We start from the raw sequence: 20,258 nt of genomic DNA on the forward strand, positions 1-20,258 counted from the left end.
GGATGGCTCCTGATCAGATCAGGGGCCATCCTCTTTTTCGTGCTTTATTCGAGCATTCATTAACGCTGAAATAACTCGATTCGCTCACCGTCAGGTCCGCTTACAAAAAAGTATTGGTATCCGTTCGGCAGTACAGTGATGCCCTCATCGATAAAGGTCACTTCAAGCTGCTTTAAACGTTCAAATTCCGCATGGACATCCGTTACTGTCACTGCAAAATGATGCACCTTGCCTTCACTTGGAAGGTTGTCATTATAGCCTTGAATTAATTCTAATTCGGTTTCGTCGGAACCGCCAAAGCCAAGAAAGGCAAGCTCAATAATTCCATTCGTATGAGGCGTTCTTCCTTTAAGCTCAAAGCCAATAATTTCAGTATAAAAAGAAATAGAAGCATCAATATCTTTTACCATAACGCCAACATGATCAATACGTCTTTTAGTCATTGTTTTTATTTCCTTCCTAATCGGGAATATGGAATTTTATCGCAATAATGAATGCTTTTTATCATAAGGAGATGGAAAACAGTTGTCAAGTCATAATTGTCGAGCGGTAGTTAAGCAGCTGGTTCATTTTGAAAAAAATGGGTTGACTTTCATGCAGACACATTTATAATTATGTTAGTTCCAAGTAATCGGGTAGGAATAATTAAGTAAAGGAGGTTCGCTTGTTGGATAAGAGAAAATTAGGCAATAGCGAGCTTTATCCATCCGTTATCGGGTTCGGAGCTTGGGCTGCTGGGAAAGCAGGCTGGGGAGAAGTCGATGATAACGAGATTGAGGCTGTCATTCGTCGTGCGTATGAACAGGGGATCACCTTCTATGACACCGCTCCAACCTATGGGCTGGGACATTCCGAGAAAGTGCTTGGTAAAGTGCTGCAGCCCGTAAGGGAGCATGTCATTATCGCAACAAAAGCTGGCCTCATCTGGAACGATCAAGGGCAGTTTAGTATAAATGTATCCAAAGCAAATATAATTCGTGAGGTAGAGGAGAGCCTGCGGCGATTAAATACGGACTATATTGATTTGTATCAAGTACATTTTCCCGATCCCAGCGGCAAAACACCGATTGAAGAGACGTTTGAAACGTTAAATCAACTCGTCGTTGAAGGAAAAATTAGGAATATCGGCGTTTCAAACTTTAACGTTCAGCAATTAGTTGCAGCGCAATCCGTTAGCAATATTGTATCTTTGCAGCTGCCCTATAATTTGTTCCAACGCGATGTTGAACATGCAGCGTTACCCTATGCGAAGCAGCAAAAAATCGGTTTTATTCCTTATAGTCCGCTAGCTCAGGGGTTGTTAACGGGGAAATTTAATTATTTGACAAGGCTGCCCAAAACGGATGTTCGCGCGCAGCTTAATCCATTATTTTCGGATAAACAATTTATAAAAAACATTGTCATCATCGAAACCTTTACTGGAATTGCTAGAGCCATCGAGAAACCGTTAAGCCAGGTAGCTATCAACTGGTTATTGTATAAGCAGGAAATATCGAGCGTGATCGCTGGTGCGAAGACGGTTAAGCAGCTGGAGGAAAATACGGCTGCAACCAAATGGCATCTATCCAGAGAAGATTATGAGCAAATAAGCCGTTTGTTTGAAACGGATTCATCTTATGTCATTTAATAATAAATAGAATGCTGCTCCTATTCATTTTCTAAATCGTAAATTCCTAAAAGAAAAGGCAGCAGCCTCGTGAGAGGCTGCTGCCTTTTTCGTTTACCTCTAGCTGATCGTTTGCTTGGAGGATGGTGATGACTCGCCTTTCGCGTTTTCAGAGGTTATATAGAAGGAACCTGTGATAAGCGGCGCAACATACTCAAAGCTTGTTTCCAAGGTCGATCCGATCTTGGAATATTGACCATCGTTGTTTGCACTGTAATAAATATTGTATTGCGTTACTTGGTCCGACACACTGTTAGCCGCCCATGTTAATCGTACGCTTAAATCTGTTTTCGCAGCCTGCAAGCCAGTTGGTGTGGAAGGTGCTGTTGTTGTGCCAGAACCATTTCCACTTCCATTTCCGCTTGAGTTGTCTCCACCTGTTGTCGGTGGAGGGGTACTCGGTGTGCTGCCATATTGTACTATTTGACTAGGTGCTGACTCTTTGCCCACAACATCAACCGCTGTTACGTAATAAGTGTAGTTTTGAGCATTGGATGCATACACTTTCATACGTTTGTCTGCACCGACAACAATGGATTCCCCTTGCTTCTCATAAGGCCCTTGATTAACCGAACGGTACACGCGGTAACCAACGACATCAGCAGCAGTACTATCATTAAATGTCAATATAAGCACGCCATCCGACGATTGCAGCTTAACGCTTGCCGGAGGCGGTGGAGCTGCTCCATCATCAACGCGAGGGTCTGGTTTAGACGGCGCGTTGTTTTCTGCATCAGCAGGAAGGTAAATATCAAGTGGACGACGACTGCTAGCCGGAAGTTTCTGCTGTGCTGCCTTAATTTCATCCATAAGAACATCCAGTGGTTTTTTACGTTTAATAACGATTTGTTCCTTAATCATATCGCTAGGAGTAGCTGGGTTCGGAACATAGTTAACGCCATTGAAGGAAATATAAGCCATCTTCACGAGCGCGTCATCTGTTTTCTTAGGTATATCCTTCTTGTTAAACCAGTCAGTAACAAGCATGCCTGCTTGCTTCGTTAATTGACTTGGAAGCAAGCCGCTTGCGCTTGACACCGTAGCTTTGACAATGCCGGATGGACGTTCAAATTCTTTAGTTACAAAAACTTCCGGCTTCTTCTCGGCCATCTTATTCATAATGAGTGCCCAGATGGAACGAGCACGCGTTTTGCCGACCTCGGATAGGGAGTTGACTTGTTCCTCATAACCGGCCCACACGCCTAGCGTAATATCTGGCGAGAAGCCCATAAACCACACGTCACCGTAGCTTTGAGTGGATCCTGTTTTACCGGCAATAGGAATTTCACCGTATTTATCGAATTGTGATTTCAATTTGTTAGCAGATCCGCTTTTGCTTGAAATAACAGTCGACAGCATATCCGTCATCAAGAAGGCACTCTGCTCCGAGAACACTCGTGTTGGTTCCTGTTTGTGTTCATATACAATCTTTCCGTTTGCATCTGTAATTTTTTGAATCATATAAGCATCATTGAAAACGCCTTTGTTCGGAATCGAGCCGTATGCATTCGTAAGCTCTTCAACCGATACGCCGATGCTTAGACCGCCAATTACACCGGTTTGTGCATAAGCATCTTGCGGCTGCAGCGTTGTAATGCCTAGCTTTTTAACGAACTCCCAAGCATTTTCAATTTTGACTTCCTCATTGAAAATTTTCAGAGCAGGCAAGTTCAAGGAACGGTTTAATGCCTCACGCGCCGTTACTAGACCCGCGAACTTACGGTTTACGTTCATTGGGATATGGAAACCCTTCTGGCCATCTTTCAGGACAATTGGAGCATCGTCAATTATGCTCGCGGGCTGAATGATCCCCATTTCAATAGCTGGAAGGTAAGCCGCCAATGTTTTCATCGTTGATCCTGGCTGCCTTGTCATCTGAGTGGCATAGTTTAATTGCTCCTCATAGAAGTCTCGGCCTTCAAGCATTCCCACGATAGCGCCAGTTTTGTGATCGAGCATGATCGCTGCAATCTGCTCCAGCCCTTTTTTCTCGCTGTATGGCGTGAAATTCTCATCATTAGTGCCAATCTCACGCATGAGCTGGTAGACATCCTTGTCGATAGTTGTATAGACATGGTAGCCGCCGCGCAGCAAATGATCGCGAGCTTCCTCAATAAGCGGAGCATTTTCTTTTTTGCGAAGGTCTGCTTTTGTTAAAGTAGAATCCTGCGCCATGAGCATAATTTCCGCTGCTTGACGTTCTGCTTCAAGCATGAGATAAGGATAGGTTGTATAGGCTTTTTCTTTTGGCTTAGCCAGCGTTTTCCTAATATCGAATTTGGACGCTTCGTCGTACTCTTGCTGAGTAATCCGCCCAGTCTCGAACATTCGCTTCAAAACTGTTTTTTGACGTCCAAGCGCGAGTTCAAAGCCCGCCTCATTGAATTGACCTTTACCTGTGAACGCTGTATAGGCAGAAGGCCTTTGCGGTAGACCTGCCAAATAGGCAGACTGCGCGATATTCAGCTGGTTTAGATCCGAAATATCAAATATCCCTTTGGCAGCTGCTTTAATGCCGAACAAATTGTACCCGCTGGAACCATTTCCGAACGGAACCTTATTCAAATAAGCTGCTAAAATTTCTTCTTTCGTTAAATAACGTTCCATTCGCAGCGATAAAAATATTTCTTTAATTTTACGGCTATCTGTTTTGTCCAAACTTAGAAATACACGTCGCGCAAGCTGCTGAGTAAGCGTACTTCCGCCCGTTTGCGTATCTTCATTTAGAAGCTTTTGCTTTACTGCACGTCCAAGGCCGTTAATGTCTACGCCGTGATGCTCCAAAAAGTTATTGTCCTCAATGCCAAGTACGGCAGTAATAACCTGCGGCGGTAAATCATCATATGTAATAATCATTCGGTCCTCTGACGTTCTTAGCTGTCCGACAAGTGAATCATCATTGAAGTAAACAAATCCAGTGATGGCATTTTCGCCGATCTTCTCTACAATAACAGATCGAGGTCTTACGGTTTCGTCCTTCACAAGTGCGGCCACATAACCAGTTACTGCTCCACCGGCAAGCAATCCGATGAAGATTCCGAAATATACCATCCATTTAGCTGTTATAAAAGTTACGATTCCAAATGTACGCCATTTGCTTCTTTTGTTTGGCGCAGGTTGACGATCTTCTTGCATTTCTATGACTCCTCCTCCAAATAGCACACCTATTATAACATAAATCGCTAAAGTAACGCATTCTTTCCTTGCATTGACTTCACAGCATGGCTATGGTATAAATTCAATAATGTTTTATCTAATCAATGCTTTGAAGGGCATGAGTAGACAGCGAATCGTACTTTCAGAGAGCCGGTGGGTGGTGGAAACCGGTATGCGCCGCTTGTTGAATTACCGCCTGGAGCTAAGTGAAGGAACCGTATACTGACAATCCTCTGCACATTTTGGCAAAAAAGCCTGTGGGGCAGTCGAATCAGCCGTAGTAGTTCACTTCGGAGCCCGTCTCCGTTATCAACAACGAAGTGAGAGTACCTCTTTTTTATGTGAAAAAAGGCAGGAGTACTCTAACGAGGGTGGTACCGCGAGCTAATCCTTCTCGTCCCTTGGGGCTGGAAGGATTTTTTATGTCTATATAGACGCATACAAAGGAGGAAAAGTTCTATGGTGAAGTGGGAAAGTTTAAGTGGCGAGCAGAAAAGTGAGGTCGAGCGTCAGCTGGCTGTCATTCGCCGCGGTGTTGTGGAGATTGTACCTGAGGATGATTTGAAAAATAAAATAGCGAATGCTGTCGCAACAGGAAAGCCATTAAATGTAAAGCTAGGACTTGATCCTTCAGCGCCAGACATTCATATCGGCCATACGGTTGTTCTTCACAAGCTTCGTCAATTTCAGGAACTCGGTCATCAGATTCAGCTGATTATCGGTGATTTTACAGGCAGAATTGGTGATCCAACGGGCAAATCGGAAACGAGGAAGCAGTTGACGGAAGAAGATGTGAAGCGGAATGCGGAAACATACCAAAAACAAATTTACAAAATATTAGATCCACAGCAAACAAAGCTCTACTACAACTCGCAATGGCTTGCACCGCTTAACTTTGCGGATGTTGTAAATCTAGCCGGGAAAGTAACGGTTGCACGCATGATGGAGCGTGATGATTTCACAAAGCGGTACACAAGCGGCTTGCCGATCAGCATTCATGAGTTTTTCTACCCGCTGATGCAGGGGTACGATTCCATAGCTCTTGATTCCGATGTGGAGCTAGGAGGCACGGATCAGACATTTAACCTGTTAATGGGCAGAACCTTGCAGAAGGATTATAATAAACCAGGCCAAATTGTAATTACGACTCCTTTGATCGAAGGGTTGGACGGCGTAAATAAAATGAGCAAAAGCTTGGGCAATTACATCGGTATAGATGAAGAGCCAAACCAAATCTACGGCAAATCGATGTCGATTCCCGACGAGCTTATGCTCAAATATTACGAGCTTGCTACCGATTTAAGCAACGAGGAGCTTGCGACATTGAAAGCTGGACTGGCAGATGGTTCTGTACATCCTCGTGATGCGAAGATGCAGCTTGCAGCGACATTTGTAGAAATGTACCATGGCGAAGAGGCAGCGAAAGCGGCAGAAAATCATTTTATTACCGTATTTCAACAACGTGCGCTGCCTGATGATATCGAAGTGGTATCGATTGCTGCGGAACAATTGGAAGATGGCCAAATTCGCATCGTGAAGCTGCTCACTATGCTTGACTTGCTGCCAACGAGCAGTGAAGCGAGAAGAAGCGTTCAGCAAGGGGCTGTACGTCTAAATGAAGAGAAGATAACTGATATTAATTCGGATATTTCTCCTAAGGATGGCGACGTGCTTCAAGTTGGAAAACGTAAATTTATAAAAATTAAATTAACATAATTGGTATAATAGAGCTTGTTGAAATGATAAAATTCAACAAGTTCTATTTTTTTAGAAACAAAAGAGCGTTTTCAACGTATTAAATAACGGAAGCATTAACAGGTTATGGATACTAAGGGAGGAGGAGAGAGTTGGAGACGCTATTTATGTCTTGTCTAGTCGGAGGAATCCTTTATGCGCTCGTAAGTATTATTTTTGGGGATTTGATCGGGCAAGCACTCGATGGAGCACTCGATTTTTTATCCTTAGATGGTCATTCATGGCTGTCGCCGACTGCGCTAGTAGGCGGGATAACCACTTTTGGCGGAGCAGGGATCCTACTCGGACGCTACACTGCCTTTAGTTCAACAGCCATCGTGATGATTGCCTTATTCATCGCACTTACAGCTGCAGTAGCTGTTTTCTTTCTCTACATTAAGCCGATGGAGCAAAGCGAGAATTCGATCGCTTTTTCGCTTAATGATTTGTCGGGTAAGCTCGGGGAGGTGCTGGTCCCCATTTCTGCGAAGGGCTATGGTGAAGTGATGGTTAAGGTGGGAGCTGGATTTACGAATCAAATTGCAGCTAGCTTCGAAGGCGTTGAAATTACAAGCGGCTCCAAGGTTGTCGTTGTTGAGGTAAGGGACAGCACTTTGTATGTATCGGAAGTAAATCTATCTTAATTAAAGCAGCATAAGGGGGAAATTCAATGGAAGATATTTATGTTATACCTGCTATTGTAGTTGGCGTTTTTGTTATATTAGGTCTTGCCTTCTGGGCGCGCTACAAAACAGTTAGTCCAGACGAAGCGATGCTCGTAACGGGATCATTTCTAGGCTCCCGAAATGCGAGCACGGATGAATCTGGGCGCAAAGTGAAAATCATTAGAGGTGGAGGCGCGTTTATTCTGCCGATATTCCAGAAGGCTGAGTTTCTATCGCTATTGTCCCATAAGCTGGATGTATCGACGCCGGAGGTATACACAGAGCAAGGCGTACCAGTCATGGCAGACGGTGTAGCGATCATTAAAATTGGCGGTGCGGTTGAAGATGTGGCGACGGCGGCAGAGCAGTTTCTAGGCAAGCCTACCGAAGCGCTCAAGGGTGAAGCACAGGAAGTATTGGAAGGACATTTGCGCGCAATTCTTGGCTCAATGACAGTTGAAGAGGTATATCGCAACCGCGATAAATTTGCGCAAGAGGTGCAAGGGGTTGCAGCTAAGGATTTGAAGAAGATGGGTCTTCAAATCGTTTCCTTCACGATCAAGGATTTGCGCGATAAACATGGATATTTGGACGCGCTAGGTAAACCGCGAATTGCTGCAGTCAAAAGAGATGCTGAGATTGCGGAAGCTGAAGCGATTCGGGATGCTAGAATTCAAAAAGCACTCGCTGCTGAGGCCGGTCAAAAGGCCGAGCTAGTGCGCGATACCAACATTGCGGAAGCAGAGAAAGAAAAGGAAATGAAGGTCGCGACGTTTAAACGTGATCAAGATACAGCAAGAGCAGAAGCGGATCAGGCTTATTCGATTCATGAAGCACGTGCTAAGCAAAACGTAGTCGAAGAGCAAATGAAGGTTGAACTCGTACGTAAAGAACGTGAGATCGATCTGGAAGGAAAAGAAATATTGCGTCGTGAGAAGCAGTATGATGCAGAAGTGAAGAAAAAAGCCGATGCAGACCGTTACGCAGTTGTACAAGCGGCGGAAGCGAACAAGGCGAAGCTTCTTAATGAAGCTGATGCTCTGCAATACCGTATTGAAGCGGAAGCCAAGGCACATGCTACCCAGAAACGTTTGGATGGTTTAGCTGTTGCAGAAGCAGAGAGAGCGAAAGGTACAGCGGAGGCAGACGTTATTCGTCTTCGCGGTTTAGCAGAAGCGGAAGCGAAAGAAAAGCTAGCTGAAGCTTTTGAGAAATTTGGAGAAGCTGCAATCCTTGATATTATCGTAAAAATGCTTCCTGAGCTGGCTGGCAAAATTGCTGATCCTATCGGCAACATTGATAAGCTTACTGTCGTTGATACAGGGAATGGCGAAGGGGCAGCTCGTATAAGCAATTATGTGACTTCATTAATGTCTACTGCTCCGGAGATGCTGAAGAGCGTATCGGGAATCGACGTGAATGCAATCATTAAAGGACTGACGAATAGAGGCGGTAATCTACCTGCAGTACCTAGCAAGCCGGTTGATATTGCTGCTGCTCCTGCTGTTATTAAGCTTCCGGAACAATAAAGTAAGGCAGTGTAAACAGAAAAAAACCTTGAACCATATGGTTCAAGGTTTTTTTGTTTATTAACGGCTGTAGAATTCGACGATTTGTTTCTCGTCGATATCTTGGGAAAGCTCACCGCGGTCAGGCAGACGAAGGAATTTACCTTCCATTGCTTGATCGTTGAACTCCAAGTAGTTCGGAAGGTGATGACGACCTTCCATAGCTTCTTTAATTGTTCTAAGGCTGCGGCTGCGCTCGCGCAAACCGATTACATCGCCAAGAGAAACGCTGTAAGAAGCGATATCCACTTTCTTGCCGTTTACAGTTACGTGACCATGTGATACCAACTGACGAGCTCCTGCACGGGAGTTGGAAAGGCCAAGACGGTAAACGAGGTTGTCAAGACGGCTTTCAAGGAGGCCCATGAAGTTTTCACCGGCTTTACCTTTCATTTTTGCCGCTTTGTCAAACAAGTTGCGGAATTGTTTTTCGTTCAAACCGTACATGTGACGAAGCTTTTGTTTCTCTTGCAATTGAACGCCGTAACCGCTCATTTTTCTGCGTTGGTTAGGGCCGTGTTGACCTGGTGGAAAAGCGCGTTTTGCAAGTTCTTTACCCGTTCCGCTCAAAGAGATTCCAAGGCGACGGCTTAGTTTAAATTTAGGTCCTGTATAACGTGACATACGTAATATTAACTCCTTCATCAAATAAATTTGTGAATGGGGTTGTGTTTCGCCGAATACGTTCAATGTTCGAGCAAGCTCGTCCCTGATAGGCTAGTCAGCCGCTGGCCTATAGTGAACGTATTTCATGAGGGTGACACAAAACCGTACGCCCATCTATTCATCAATAAATAATATATGAAATAGATAGCTGTTGTCAAGGTTCACTAAGGAAAATTAATGATGTTTGAAACACATCGAAAGACCTATATTTTAAATACATAGTAGTGCAAATTTCTCAAAAATGGAGTATGATGATTGTAATATTAAGTGAAAATAGGAAGCTCATCACCTTGGTTGACAGATGGAAGGGTTGGGGCTGCATGGTTGATCGAATGAATAGCAATTTTGCATATCGTAAAACATCAACAATTGTGGATACATCAGCAGAGTCACAACCGATTTGGTTCATCAGCGAAGATATTAGCGATGCGGACAAGCCCTTGCTATCACCATTGTTCCAAGACAGTTTCAATCAGTGGGTAAGTGAAACATCAGGATTAGCCTCATTTGAGGCTGGTGAATTTGTGTTATTCAATAATGAAGCGGAAGAGATCTCATCTGAAGGTCTTTATGACGCTGAGGCTTGCGAGAAACGCAATGATGCGCTTGCAAATGTTGTCCAAAACGTTTTAAGCAGCGGTTTATCTTGCCATAATGAAGTAGATGATCTATTTACAGCAGCAGTGCCTATCCATAGGCGAGGCGATGGTGCTGTTTTTTGTATTCTTGCTTATGTGTCTCCAATTGGTCATCAGAAGGACATCGCGCAGCTTCAAATGTGCTCATTGCATTTTCGCAGCTGCTTTTACCATAAGTTTGAACAGCTTTATGTCAAGGATTTGCTTCTGCAGCAGCAGCGTGCAGAGCAGGAAGCAAATAGAAGAGATTCTTTGTTTCAAGCAGCCAAACGGCTTTATGATCAAATCGATGTTGCATCGGTACTATCGGAACTGCTTAGCAGCCTAGAGCAGCTTTATCCAAACTCGGAAGTTCATTTGTATTTGTCACAGGATCACTTAAATGGTGATCCGCGTGTAAAGCCGCTTGTTTTCAAAAACTTGGAGCATGATCTCGTCACCAAGGCTTTTTTGAATGGCAAATCGGTTACGGAGCATGACAGAGACGGTACGCTTAGGCTGGCTGTTCCAATGAACGGCAAACAAGCCGCGTATGGTGTGCTTTGTTTGTATATAGGTCCAGGCAAATGGGATGAAGCAGACTTGCCTGCCTTCCTGCTGCTGGCGGATACTGCGGGATCAGCCTTCGAGAATGCGAAGCTGTATGAGCAGTCTAATCTGCTTATTAATGAGCTGCGACTAATTAATGAGCTTACGAAACGATTAAACCAGTCGCTAAGGCTCAAAGAAATTTTTCAATTTGCAACCACAGAGCTTTTAACGATATTTGATGCGGATTATTGCTGTGTTTTGCAGCTTAACAAAGAAAAAAATCAATTTATCGTTATGTCCAGTAATTTTCCATCCCTGACGAGCGAGCAGTTTTTGCCCGATTACGGGTTCTGCGGGATGGTTTATCGAACCAAGGAGCCAATGATCATATCCGATTACTGGCATACTCGTGTTGTAACGTCCAAGCTTATGGATAATACTGGTTCAAGATCGCTTATCGCCTCACCCATAGTGGTTGATGGAGAGGTCGTTGGCGTTATTTTGATTACACACAAAGCGCCAAACTTTTTCTCCTACGATAATTATAAATTGCTTCAAGTGATGAGCACGCACATTGGACTAGCTGTAACGAATGCTTCATTGCACGCTGAAGTGCGCCGGATGGTTATAACTGATAACTTAACTGGCTTGCATGCTCGCCACTATTTAAATGAACAAATTCAAAACCGTCAGCGCAAAGATCCATTTGGCTCACTTATTCTTGTAGATATCGATTTATTTAAACGCATCAATGATACGTATGGACATCAAGTTGGTGATCGTATACTCATACAAGTGAGCAATATTATTAGAGGATCGATTAGGCAGGGAGATATTGCGGCGCGCTGGGGCGGTGAAGAGCTTGCGATTTACTTGCCAGGCATTCGGGCTGAGCAAGCGTACCGCATCGCCGAACGAATACGGGTACATGTGGAGATGGAAACGGATCCTGTCGTAACCGTATCCTGCGGCGTATCTGAATGGAAGTTTGAGGATGAGAAAATTAGCGTTGAGTCTTTATTTTATCGTGCAGATATGGCACTTTATGAAGCTAAGCATAATGGAAGAAATTGCATCATTGTTGGTCAGAACTAAAATCATGAACATTATAAAGAGAAGGATGCTGATTGCAGCATCCTTTTTTTTGTTCCTATTTGGAATAATGAGCTTGYAGGTTAGGGACGCTACTATAGAACATGTTGGACGGGAGGTAAGCATATGAAAAAAGAGAAAGCAATTAGCGTAATTGTGGTCACGCTTGTATTCATGCTCTCAATTGCCGGATGCGGAAATGTGGGTAAACATCGATCACCTGAAGATTGGCTGTCTTTGTCTTATTCGGGGCTTGTCGCAACGGATCAATATGATTTTACAGGGTCGATGAGCATAAAGACAGACGGTGGTCTAGCTTTTAAACCGGAAGTGTTCGAAGGCAAGGTCGTGGATCATCAGCAGTTGACATTGCAGACGAATAGTCAGGAAACGATGCATTGGAATCCAGTAAAGGTGCTTGAGACGTTGAATCAGTCCAATGATGAGGTTCGGATCGTCAACGGAAGCAACGATGAGGAAACCGTAACGCTATTGATTACAGAGAACGCAAAGGTTTCAAAGGAGAAATGGGAACAGCGTTTGCGGCAGCAGCTAGATCAGCTTGGAGCAAACATGCCTTCCAAAGATAAGCCTTTTCACCAAGAATGGATGGAGGAATTGGCACGATCGCGAAGTCAACTTGATGCCATGCTTTCGACTATGCAGGCGGCCACGGAGTATGAGCTCGTTATCGACCGCACGAAGCTGCTTCCGCTGAAGATGGAAGAGAAAACATCCTTTCAGTACACCTATAACAAACGTCCATTTTCTGAATCAAGATACACGACAGTAAGGTTTCAATCCTTTAACGGTGCGTTGAGCAACACTGTTCAGCAGATGCATAAACGTGTTACGATGGATTAGTTTATGATCGAAAGTTAGAAGGAGAGGAATTATACATGCGTGATCCAAGATTGCAAAAGCTAGCGCGAAATTTAGTCGAATATTCTATCGATGTTCAAGCAGGGGAAAATGTGCTAATTGACATGGTTGGTTCAGAACGAGAGCTGACCAAGTGTTTAATAGAAGAGGTTGCAAGGCGGGGTGGCAGGCCATTTGTAGAATCGAGCGATCGTTCTGTTCTTCGTACTTTGCTGAAGCATGCTACGAAGGAGCAAATGGAGCTTTGGTCGTCGCTTGATTTGGAGCGGATGAAAAATATGCAAGGATATATCGCTGTACGCTCAGGAGATAATGTGAATGAATTTGCTGGAATTCCTGATGCGAACATGCGCCTATACGATCAAATTTATAGAAATCCGGTACACTCCGAACAGCGCGTTAAAAAAACAAAATGGGTCGTTTTGCGTTATCCTAGCCCATCCATGGCTCAGCTGGCCAATATGAGTACAGAAGATTTCGAAGACTTCTATTTTGATGTATGCAACTTGGATTATGCCAAAATGGACGCAGCGATGAACCCGCTTCAGAAGCTGATGAGTGAAACAGATCGTGTGCGGATTGTATCGCCAGGTACGGATTTAAGCTTCTCGATTAAGAATATCGGAGCGAAAAAATGCTCTGGCCACCGAAATATTCCCGATGGAGAAGTGTTCTCAGCTCCGGTTCGCGATTCGGTGCAAGGTACGATTACTTACAATGCGCCTAGCGTCTATTCTGGCGTTACGTTCCAAAATATTTCACTGACATTTGAAAACGGCAAAATCGTAAAAGCAGAAAGCAATGACAATGTTCGTTTGAACGAAATTTTAGACATGGATGAAGGCGCTCGCTATATTGGTGAGTTTGCAATCGGATTTAATCCGCATATTTTGCATCCCATGAATGATATTTTGTTTGATGAGAAAATTGCCGGCAGTTTGCACTTTACGCCAGGTCAAGCCTATGAAGAGACGGATAATGGCAACCGTTCCGCTGTTCATTGGGATCTCGTACTTATTCAACGCCCAGARTACGGCGGTGGCGAAATTTATTTTGATGATGTACTTATTCGCAAAGATGGCGTTTTCGTCATTCCAGAGCTTGAAGGGTTAAATTCTGAAAACCTTAAATAAGCAATTACACTCGAATCGTATTCCTATGTAATAAATGGAAAATAAAGCGTTTTTCATTTTACCTCTTGCTGGATGCTTCTTTTCAGGTTATCATGGTGACAAAGGTAAGCTTTACTAATTTAACTGGAGGGATCTCCCATGTCCAACAACGCAGCAATCGTAGAAATTTCCCAAACGGCTAGCCAATTCACTTCATCCATCGTTCTGCAAGCCGAGAGCAAATATATTGATGTAAAAAGCATCCTCGGACTTTTCACTACACTAGTAGGCGGACATGCGTACGAACTTCATGTACACGGACCGGATGCTGAGGAAGCAAAAGCAGCAATGGCTGCTGTATTTGCTAAGCACAACTTAAATGTTAATGTTATTACGGATTAGTAGATCATATTTTTAACGAATAAGCACCTCTTCACTTTTGAAGAGGTGCTTTTCTGTTTTGACCTTGTATAATCGCTCTATTTCGTCTAATATAGTGGTATAGAAGACGGCGGATACGCGCACAGGGGGGAAAACGATGTCTTCACCGGAAATTACGGTACAATTGCATGAGAAAGCGCTTCGTCTCCTTCAGGAAGATGCGAGTAAAATAGAAAAGCTAATCGAAGTTCAGATGGAAAACTTGACTACTCGTCAATGTCCACTTTACGAAGAAGTGCTAGATACACAAATGTATGGATTCTCGCGAGAGGTTGACTTTGCTGTTCGCGCCGGACTCATTGCAGAGCTGGCTGGCAAGGAAATAGTGAGTAGATTAGAGCGGAATTTAGCTATGCTATACGAAGCACTGGAAAGAAAAGAGTAGCCTCCGAATGGAGACTACTCTTTTTTTTGTTTACACAAGGTAGAACGCAATACCGAGGATGACATAGACCATGATAAGCAGCACGCCTTCATACCAATTCGTACGTCCATCACGCGATACTGACTTTGCAATAAAGACAGAAACGCCGATGGCAGTTAATTCGATAGGCGTGAATACGATATCCATCGTGTTTCCAAATAAGCTGCTAACGAGAATGAGCACAGGCGCTACGAATAAAGCGATTTGCAAGCTGCTGCCGATCGCGATTTCTACAGCTGCGCCGATCTTATTTTTCATAGCCAGCATGACAGCAGCGCTATGCTCCGCCGCGTTACCGACAATAGCGATTACGAATGCCCCTATAAACAGCTCAGACAGGCCAAATTTCGCACTGAATGCGTCAAGGGTATGTACAAGCCATTCACTCACAAAGGCCACCATAACGGTAGCTAGGAGGAGGAAGAAGATTGACTTTCCTTTTGACCAGGCCGGCTCTTCACCGTGATCTGCATTCATGACGACATCAGAGAGCATATCCTTGTGAGTAACCATGGAGAACACCAGCCACAGAATATAAGCTAAGATCAGAATTCCGGCAACAGCAAGACTTAAAAACTGATCCTTCTCAAACGAAAACTTCTCTGAGACAACGAATACAGCTGGCACAAAAAGACCAATGACAGCCATGATCATGAGCGTAGAATTGTGATCAGCTAATCGGCCGTTAAATTGCTGCTCCTTATATTTCAACCCGCCAAGCAATATGCTAAGACCCAAAACGAGCAATAGATTTCCGATAATAGCCCCTGTCAAGCTCGCTTTTACCATATCGAATTGCTGCGCTTTAATCAAAAATATCGCGATGATGAGCTCTGCGGCATTTCCGAAGGTTGCATTTAGGAAGCCGCCCAGCCTTTGACCTGCATAATGTGCGACACTCTCCGTGGCTTTACCAAGAAAACCGGCCACAAAGATGATCGCGATGGCTGAAATGATAAATTGGACTGTGTTATCCCAGTGGGCGTAATGACCGATGGCACTAAGTGCAAACATGAGGATTAACCCTGAGAAAAACCATTTTTGATTCAAAGCGTTCACCTCTTCAAATAGTTGCTGAAAACCTGATAATACTATAGCGGAAATAAGCATGCATGTAAACTTTACCAGTTAAAAGGTGCTTTCGATATGTTTATCTGATTCATGGAAAATAAACGGGGAGATAAAGTTATTGTCACATATTGGAGAAAGTTGGTAGAATGATAATAGGATAAAAACCTTACGGAATTCGACAGAAGCCTGGCTGGTCGAACGGTTATTAATGATAGGCTTGGTTCAAAAGCTTCATGGACGAAAAAAAATCAACATTTGTATCTCGTTATCAATTACAAAGACGAGAACGCGGAGCTAAAGGAAATTGTTATGCTTGCCAACATGAATATGTTTAAGATTTACTCCTTCGTAACGACGGTGAATCAAAGGCTAGCAAGCGCTAATGGTGGAAGAATTATCAATTTATAAACATTTAGCCTGAATAGCATCTTGTTCACAAAAGCTTTTAACACTCAGCTTTGCTGTGGTATTGTCCGTCTGCTATAATAAGCCTATATGGCAAAATGAGGAGTGAGTCACATGACAGAAGAACTTCAAACGGGTCTTATCCGAATCTCTGATGATGTAGTAGCAACGATAGCTGGACTCGCAGCGCTTGAAACGCCAGGCATTGCGGCAATGTCGGGCGGAATTTCCGAAGGACTCGCCAAACGGCTGAGCGGAAAGAACGTGCAAAAAGGCGTTTCAGTTGAAGTAGGAACGACGGAAGCGGCCATTGATCTTCGTATTATTGTTCATTACGGCATTCCGATTCAAGAGGTATGTCGTCAGCTTCAACTGAATGTACGTGAATCTGTTGAGAATATGACAGGATTGCACGTTGTTGAAGTGAATGTGAAGGTAGAAGGCGTTGCCTTCAAAGAAGAAGAGCTGGAAGAAGTTCAGCAGCAGCGATTGAAGTAAGTAAAGAAGGGTGCCTCTTTTATAAAAGAGGCACCCTTTTTTTTGATTCCATTAGCGCTTTGTTGGTTCTACACGGTTTGCTTCCCTCGATATGCTTAACAATACGCCAATAGACATTAGACAAAATAACAGTGATGAGCCGCCATAACTTATGAACGGAAGTGTAACACCTGTCAGCGGTATTGCCGCAGTAACGCCGCCTATGTTGACAAAAGCCTGAATGGCGATCAAGCCGACAATGCCAACACCAACAACTGTGCCGTAATGATCAGGACAGCGGAGTGCAACGATAAGGCCGCGCCATAAGAAAAATAAATAAAAGAGCAAGAAGAGGGCGCTGCCAATAAAGCCTAACTCTTCTCCAATGATTGCAAAAATAAAATCATTATAGGGATATTTCAGGTAATGCAGCTTCTGGACGCTTTCACCGAATCCGGCACCGGTTAAACCGCCGTGACCAAAGGCTTGCAGTGACGACACGAGATGCCAGCCGGTATCCTGAGAATCGCTGAGCGGATCTCTAAACACGGTAAGCCGATCAATTCGGTATTTCCAAGGTTTTGGATCAATCGCCATCGAGATACTGAATATGACGGTGAGAAAGAGGCCGATAATCGTTCCTGACATAAATACCTGCTTTAAATTCGCACCGCCAGCCATAATCATGACCGTAGCACATGCAGCAAGCACTAAAGTGGAACCAAGATCGGGCTGCATCATAATCAAGCCGCAAACGAAGCCGACGATAATGATAACCGGCAGCAGCCCTTTTTTGAAACTCCGAAAATTATCGCCCTTCTTCGTTATAAGAGCACCAAGATACAATATGATGGCCAGCTTGGCTGGTTCTGTTGGCTGTATGCCAAGTGAACCTATCCCGAACCAACTATGTGCACCATTGATCTCCTTACCAATAAACGGAACGAGCACGAGCATGATGACTACTGGAATGAAAAATAGCATGAAAAGGCGTTTGAAAACCTGATAGCGCAAATTCATCATAAATAACATAACCATTATACCAAGGCCAGCCCACATGAACTGGCGCTTGGTGAAATACATGGCATCATCTTCTGTTACGACAGCGACACTTGAGCTTGCGCTAAATACCATTACAAGCCCAAAGCCAACGAGCAGAAGAGTTAAAATGAGAAGCAGAAAGTCCGGTCTTCCACGGCTACCGTTCTGCGTGGCTTTCATGTCAGCACCGTTACGCTAACAATTGTTTCAATTGCTGAAGTCTTTGCGTCGCCGTACTCATAATTGGCTGTGGAATAGGGGACTCATACTCAAGGCCATGCGGGAAAGTGGAGCGTCCGATATAAACCGATTCGATAATTAGAACGGCATGAGGTGATTCAAGCTTACCTTCAATGGCTCTTGTTGTAATTCTCAAATAATAATCGGATCCGCTAGCGTGATCCTCAAGTTTCAAGTCGTATGTAGCGCGATAGTATTCCCACTGCCAACGGACAAAACCAACTTTTTCAGCAGATTCGTCTAAGTGGTCAAGTTCGCTTTTAACACCGTTTAAGCCGGTATTTTCAATAATCATGGTAGTTCCTCCCAAAGGTTTTGTGAAGCAAAACTGACTTTACTAGCATATGCTTCCATTTCAAAAGACAGAGTTGTACATTCTTTTCTCATGATAGTATGTTTCCCCAGCAAGCGCAACCCTTACTCCCACCCCTTGTTGTGAACAAAAGTGACATTTTGAAGAAAACTAATATTCCTAACGATTTAGTGATGCATTTGCTTCCTAATTAAGCCGTTCATCTGGTAAACTAAATGGCATGATAGGATTTGTAGTTTTTTTGAAAATGTAAGGGGGTTTGCGATTTGCAAACAGAGGATATCGTAGATCTACAGCTAGAGCAGCTATTTCCAAAGATGATGAATTGGCGCAGACATCTTCATCAATATCCTGAGCTTTCGTTCCATGAGCGTGTAACGTCAAGCTGGATTGCCACCCAATTAAGCGAGCTGGGTATTGCGGTTCAGACAGGCGTTGGCGGACATGGACTAATTGCAACCATTAAGGGAGATCAACCAGGCCCGGTCATAGCGCTGCGGGCTGACATTGATGCACTTCCTATTCAAGATGAGAAAAAATGCGAGTATGCGTCTAAGGTGCCAAACGTTATGCACGCCTGCGGTCATGATGCACATACATCTACGCTTCTAGCAATTGCGTCTTATTATTCGGCGAATCGATCCGCTATTTGCGGTGAGCGCAGACTGTTGTTCCAACCAGCTGAAGAGGTTACACCTGGAGGAGCAATGCCGATGATTAAGGATGGAGCACTGGATGGAGTAGACGTCATTTATGGCGTACATCTGTGGACGCCGCTCGCTTATGGCTTGGTGTCGTCCAAACCAGGAGCCTTTATGGCTGCTGCGGATGAATTCGTTATTGATATTGTGGGACGAGGCGGTCATGGAGGATTGCCACATCAAGCTATTGATGCGATTATGATTGGTTCAACGCTTGTGCAATCCGTCCAATCCATTGTAAGCCGCAATGTGAACCCGCTGCATCCGGCAGTGGTGACTATCGGTTCTTTCCAAGCAGGTACGACTAATAACGTCATTGCGGAACGATGCAGACTAAAAGGAACTGTCCGTTCGTTTGACGAGCAGACGAGAATGATGATACATGATCGGCTCAAGTCGCTTGTCACGCATATATGCCAAATGCATGGCGCGGAATTCGATTACCAGATGAGGATTGGTTATCCGCCCGTCGTAAACGATGAAGAAGAGGCTGAGCGTTTCTTTAAGGTTAGCGAAAGGTTGTTCGGTGAAAGCGCGGTTGTGCGATCGGAAGCCATTACGGTTGCTGAGGATTTTTCTTATTACTTGGAAAAAGTGCCTGGCTGCTTTATGTTTGTTGGTGCTGGCAATGAGAGCTGCGGTGCGACGTATGCGCATCATCACCCTAAATTCGACATTGACGAGAGAGCGATGCAGCGGGCAGCCAGGCTTCTGATTGGTATGGCTGAGGAATATGCGAGCGGAGTTGTTTCAACCGCGTAAGAGCGGATGCTCAGGTTCTAAAAAGGTTATGCTAAACCTCGTAACTTATAATCGAGGAGGTATTTTAGCTGAAAACGTTAAAACAAATTATGTCGACAGATTGTGTCACAGCGACTTTGGTTGATAATGTATATGAGCTTGCTGTAAAAATGAAGGAACATGATATCGGATTTATTCCAATTGTAGATGGCAAGAAGCTGATAGGTGTAGTCACTGATCGAGATTTAGTCGTAAAAGGATATGCAGAGAAGTATCCTGGCTCAGCTGCAGTTGCTGAGGTAATGAGTACGGATGTGGCTACGATAACATCTGACTCATCTCCCGATGAGGCCGCGGAGCTGATGGCATCTAAGCAGATACGCAGACTTCCGGTTGTGGATGATGGAGAGCTAGTAGGGATTCTGGCAATCGGAGATCTTGCTGTACGAGATATATTTGCCGATGAAGCCGGGGAGGCGCTTAGCTCAATTTCGGAGCAAGATTATTCAGCATCCCCTCCAACGTTTCATTAATATAAATAAGGCTGTCCGAGTGAACTGCCCCCCGTCAAGTAGACATTACAAATAATAAAACCTGTTAAACGGCCTTAGTCCTAAACTCCATTGGACTGAGGCCGTTTAGTTTTGCCTGTAATCGTTCGTTATTGTAAAAGTGGATGTAGGCTTCAATGTCC

At 44.2% G+C, this 20,258-nt stretch carries 19 protein-coding genes and 1 other annotated feature; of the genes, 12 read left to right on the forward strand and 7 right to left on the reverse strand.

Annotated elements, in window-relative coordinates; genetic code table 11:
- Positions 1-59: 59 nt before the first annotated feature.
- Positions 60-443 (reverse strand): VOC family protein, encoded by a 384-nt coding sequence (locus AB4Z50_RS32830; protein WP_076268239.1) that lies wholly within the window; start codon positions 441-443, stop codon positions 60-62.
- A gap of 224 nt (positions 444-667) precedes the next feature.
- On the opposite strand from AB4Z50_RS32830, the gene AB4Z50_RS32835 reads away from it, so the two are divergent.
- The gene (locus AB4Z50_RS32835) at positions 668-1,627 is read left to right on the forward strand and encodes an aldo/keto reductase (RefSeq protein ID WP_441886038.1); all 960 of its coding nucleotides are present in this window, start codon (positions 668-670) and stop codon (positions 1,625-1,627) included.
- Positions 1,628-1,726: 99 nt separating this feature from the next.
- On the opposite strand, the gene AB4Z50_RS32840 is transcribed toward AB4Z50_RS32835, so the two are convergent.
- Entirely contained in the window at positions 1,727-4,801 is a 3,075-nt protein-coding gene (locus AB4Z50_RS32840; RefSeq protein ID WP_441886041.1) for a transglycosylase domain-containing protein, read from the reverse strand.
- A 121-nt stretch (positions 4,802-4,922) separates the two neighbouring features.
- Positions 4,923-5,227, forward strand: a binding site (T-box leader).
- Positions 5,228-5,284: 57 nt separating this feature from the next.
- Here AB4Z50_RS32840 and tyrS point away from each other — a divergent pair.
- The 3 genes from tyrS to AB4Z50_RS32855 all read left to right on the forward strand — a co-directional run bounded on the left by tyrS (position 5,285) and on the right by AB4Z50_RS32855 (position 8,750).
- Positions 5,285-6,538, forward strand: a complete 1,254-nt coding sequence (gene tyrS / locus AB4Z50_RS32845) for a tyrosine--tRNA ligase (RefSeq protein ID WP_441886066.1) — start codon at positions 5,285-5,287, stop codon at positions 6,536-6,538.
- Between the two features lie 131 nt (positions 6,539-6,669).
- A complete protein-coding gene (locus AB4Z50_RS32850; RefSeq protein WP_179089804.1) occupies positions 6,670-7,200 on the forward strand; it encodes an NfeD family protein in 531 nt (176 codons plus the stop codon).
- A 26-nt stretch (positions 7,201-7,226) separates the two neighbouring features.
- Positions 7,227-8,750, forward strand: a complete 1,524-nt coding sequence (locus tag AB4Z50_RS32855) for a flotillin family protein (protein WP_339208811.1) — start codon at positions 7,227-7,229, stop codon at positions 8,748-8,750.
- A 60-nt stretch (positions 8,751-8,810) separates the two neighbouring features.
- Here AB4Z50_RS32855 and rpsD read toward each other — a convergent pair whose 3' ends face one another.
- A complete protein-coding gene (rpsD, locus tag AB4Z50_RS32860; RefSeq protein ID WP_054028044.1) occupies positions 8,811-9,413 on the reverse strand; it encodes a 30S ribosomal protein S4 in 603 nt (200 codons plus the stop codon).
- 332 nt (positions 9,414-9,745) lie between these two features.
- Here rpsD and AB4Z50_RS32865 point away from each other — a divergent pair, with 332 nt between their 5' ends.
- The 5 genes from AB4Z50_RS32865 (at position 9,746) to AB4Z50_RS32885 (ending at position 14,536) form a co-directional block, all read left to right on the forward strand.
- On the forward strand, positions 9,746-11,719 hold the full coding sequence (locus AB4Z50_RS32865; RefSeq protein ID WP_441886047.1) for a sensor domain-containing diguanylate cyclase: 1,974 nt from the start codon (positions 9,746-9,748) through the stop codon (positions 11,717-11,719).
- A 123-nt stretch (positions 11,720-11,842) separates the two neighbouring features.
- On the forward strand, positions 11,843-12,580 hold the full coding sequence (locus tag AB4Z50_RS32870) for a hypothetical protein (RefSeq protein WP_441886050.1): 738 nt from the start codon (positions 11,843-11,845) through the stop codon (positions 12,578-12,580).
- 35 nt (positions 12,581-12,615) lie between these two features.
- A complete protein-coding gene (locus tag AB4Z50_RS32875; RefSeq protein WP_441886053.1) occupies positions 12,616-13,731 on the forward strand; it encodes an aminopeptidase in 1,116 nt (371 codons plus the stop codon).
- 138 nt (positions 13,732-13,869) lie between these two features.
- Entirely contained in the window at positions 13,870-14,112 is a 243-nt protein-coding gene (locus AB4Z50_RS32880; protein ID WP_076268246.1) for an HPr family phosphocarrier protein, read from the forward strand.
- Between the two features lie 136 nt (positions 14,113-14,248).
- Positions 14,249-14,536, forward strand: a complete 288-nt coding sequence (locus AB4Z50_RS32885; protein WP_054028048.1) for a YlaN family protein — start codon at positions 14,249-14,251, stop codon at positions 14,534-14,536.
- A gap of 30 nt (positions 14,537-14,566) precedes the next feature.
- Here AB4Z50_RS32885 and cax read toward each other — a convergent pair whose 3' ends face one another.
- On the reverse strand, positions 14,567-15,625 hold the full coding sequence (cax, locus tag AB4Z50_RS32890) for a calcium/proton exchanger (RefSeq protein WP_076268247.1): 1,059 nt from the start codon (positions 15,623-15,625) through the stop codon (positions 14,567-14,569).
- A 540-nt stretch (positions 15,626-16,165) separates the two neighbouring features.
- Between cax and AB4Z50_RS32895 the strand changes: the two genes are divergently transcribed.
- Positions 16,166-16,549, forward strand: coding sequence for an Asp23/Gls24 family envelope stress response protein (locus AB4Z50_RS32895; protein WP_076268249.1), 384 nt, complete (start codon positions 16,166-16,168; stop codon positions 16,547-16,549).
- Positions 16,550-16,600: 51 nt separating this feature from the next.
- Here AB4Z50_RS32895 and ftsW read toward each other — a convergent pair whose 3' ends face one another.
- Both ftsW and AB4Z50_RS32905 read right to left on the reverse strand, forming a co-directional pair.
- A complete protein-coding gene (gene ftsW, locus AB4Z50_RS32900; protein ID WP_339208818.1) occupies positions 16,601-17,749 on the reverse strand; it encodes a putative lipid II flippase FtsW in 1,149 nt (382 codons plus the stop codon).
- 10 nt (positions 17,750-17,759) lie between these two features.
- Positions 17,760-18,104: a YugN family protein gene (locus tag AB4Z50_RS32905; protein WP_076268251.1), complete on the reverse strand. Its 345-nt coding sequence runs from the start codon at positions 18,102-18,104 to the stop codon at positions 17,760-17,762.
- A 335-nt stretch (positions 18,105-18,439) separates the two neighbouring features.
- On the opposite strand from AB4Z50_RS32905, the gene AB4Z50_RS32910 reads away from it, so the two are divergent.
- Positions 18,440-19,585, forward strand: coding sequence for an amidohydrolase (locus tag AB4Z50_RS32910; protein ID WP_441886069.1), 1,146 nt, complete (start codon positions 18,440-18,442; stop codon positions 19,583-19,585).
- Between the two features lie 89 nt (positions 19,586-19,674).
- The gene (locus tag AB4Z50_RS32915; RefSeq protein WP_441886060.1) at positions 19,675-20,097 is read left to right on the forward strand and encodes a CBS domain-containing protein; all 423 of its coding nucleotides are present in this window, start codon (positions 19,675-19,677) and stop codon (positions 20,095-20,097) included.
- A 64-nt stretch (positions 20,098-20,161) separates the two neighbouring features.
- Here the strand turns inward: AB4Z50_RS32915 and AB4Z50_RS32920 are convergent, their stop codons facing one another.
- Positions 20,162-20,254 (reverse strand): IS3 family transposase, encoded by a 93-nt coding sequence (locus tag AB4Z50_RS32920; RefSeq protein WP_441880815.1) that lies wholly within the window; start codon positions 20,252-20,254, stop codon positions 20,162-20,164.
- Between the last annotated feature and the right edge of the window lie 4 nt (positions 20,255-20,258).

This window comes from Paenibacillus sp. 2TAB26, assembly GCF_052115145.1.
Taxonomy (GTDB): domain Bacteria; phylum Bacillota; class Bacilli; order Paenibacillales; family Paenibacillaceae; genus Pristimantibacillus.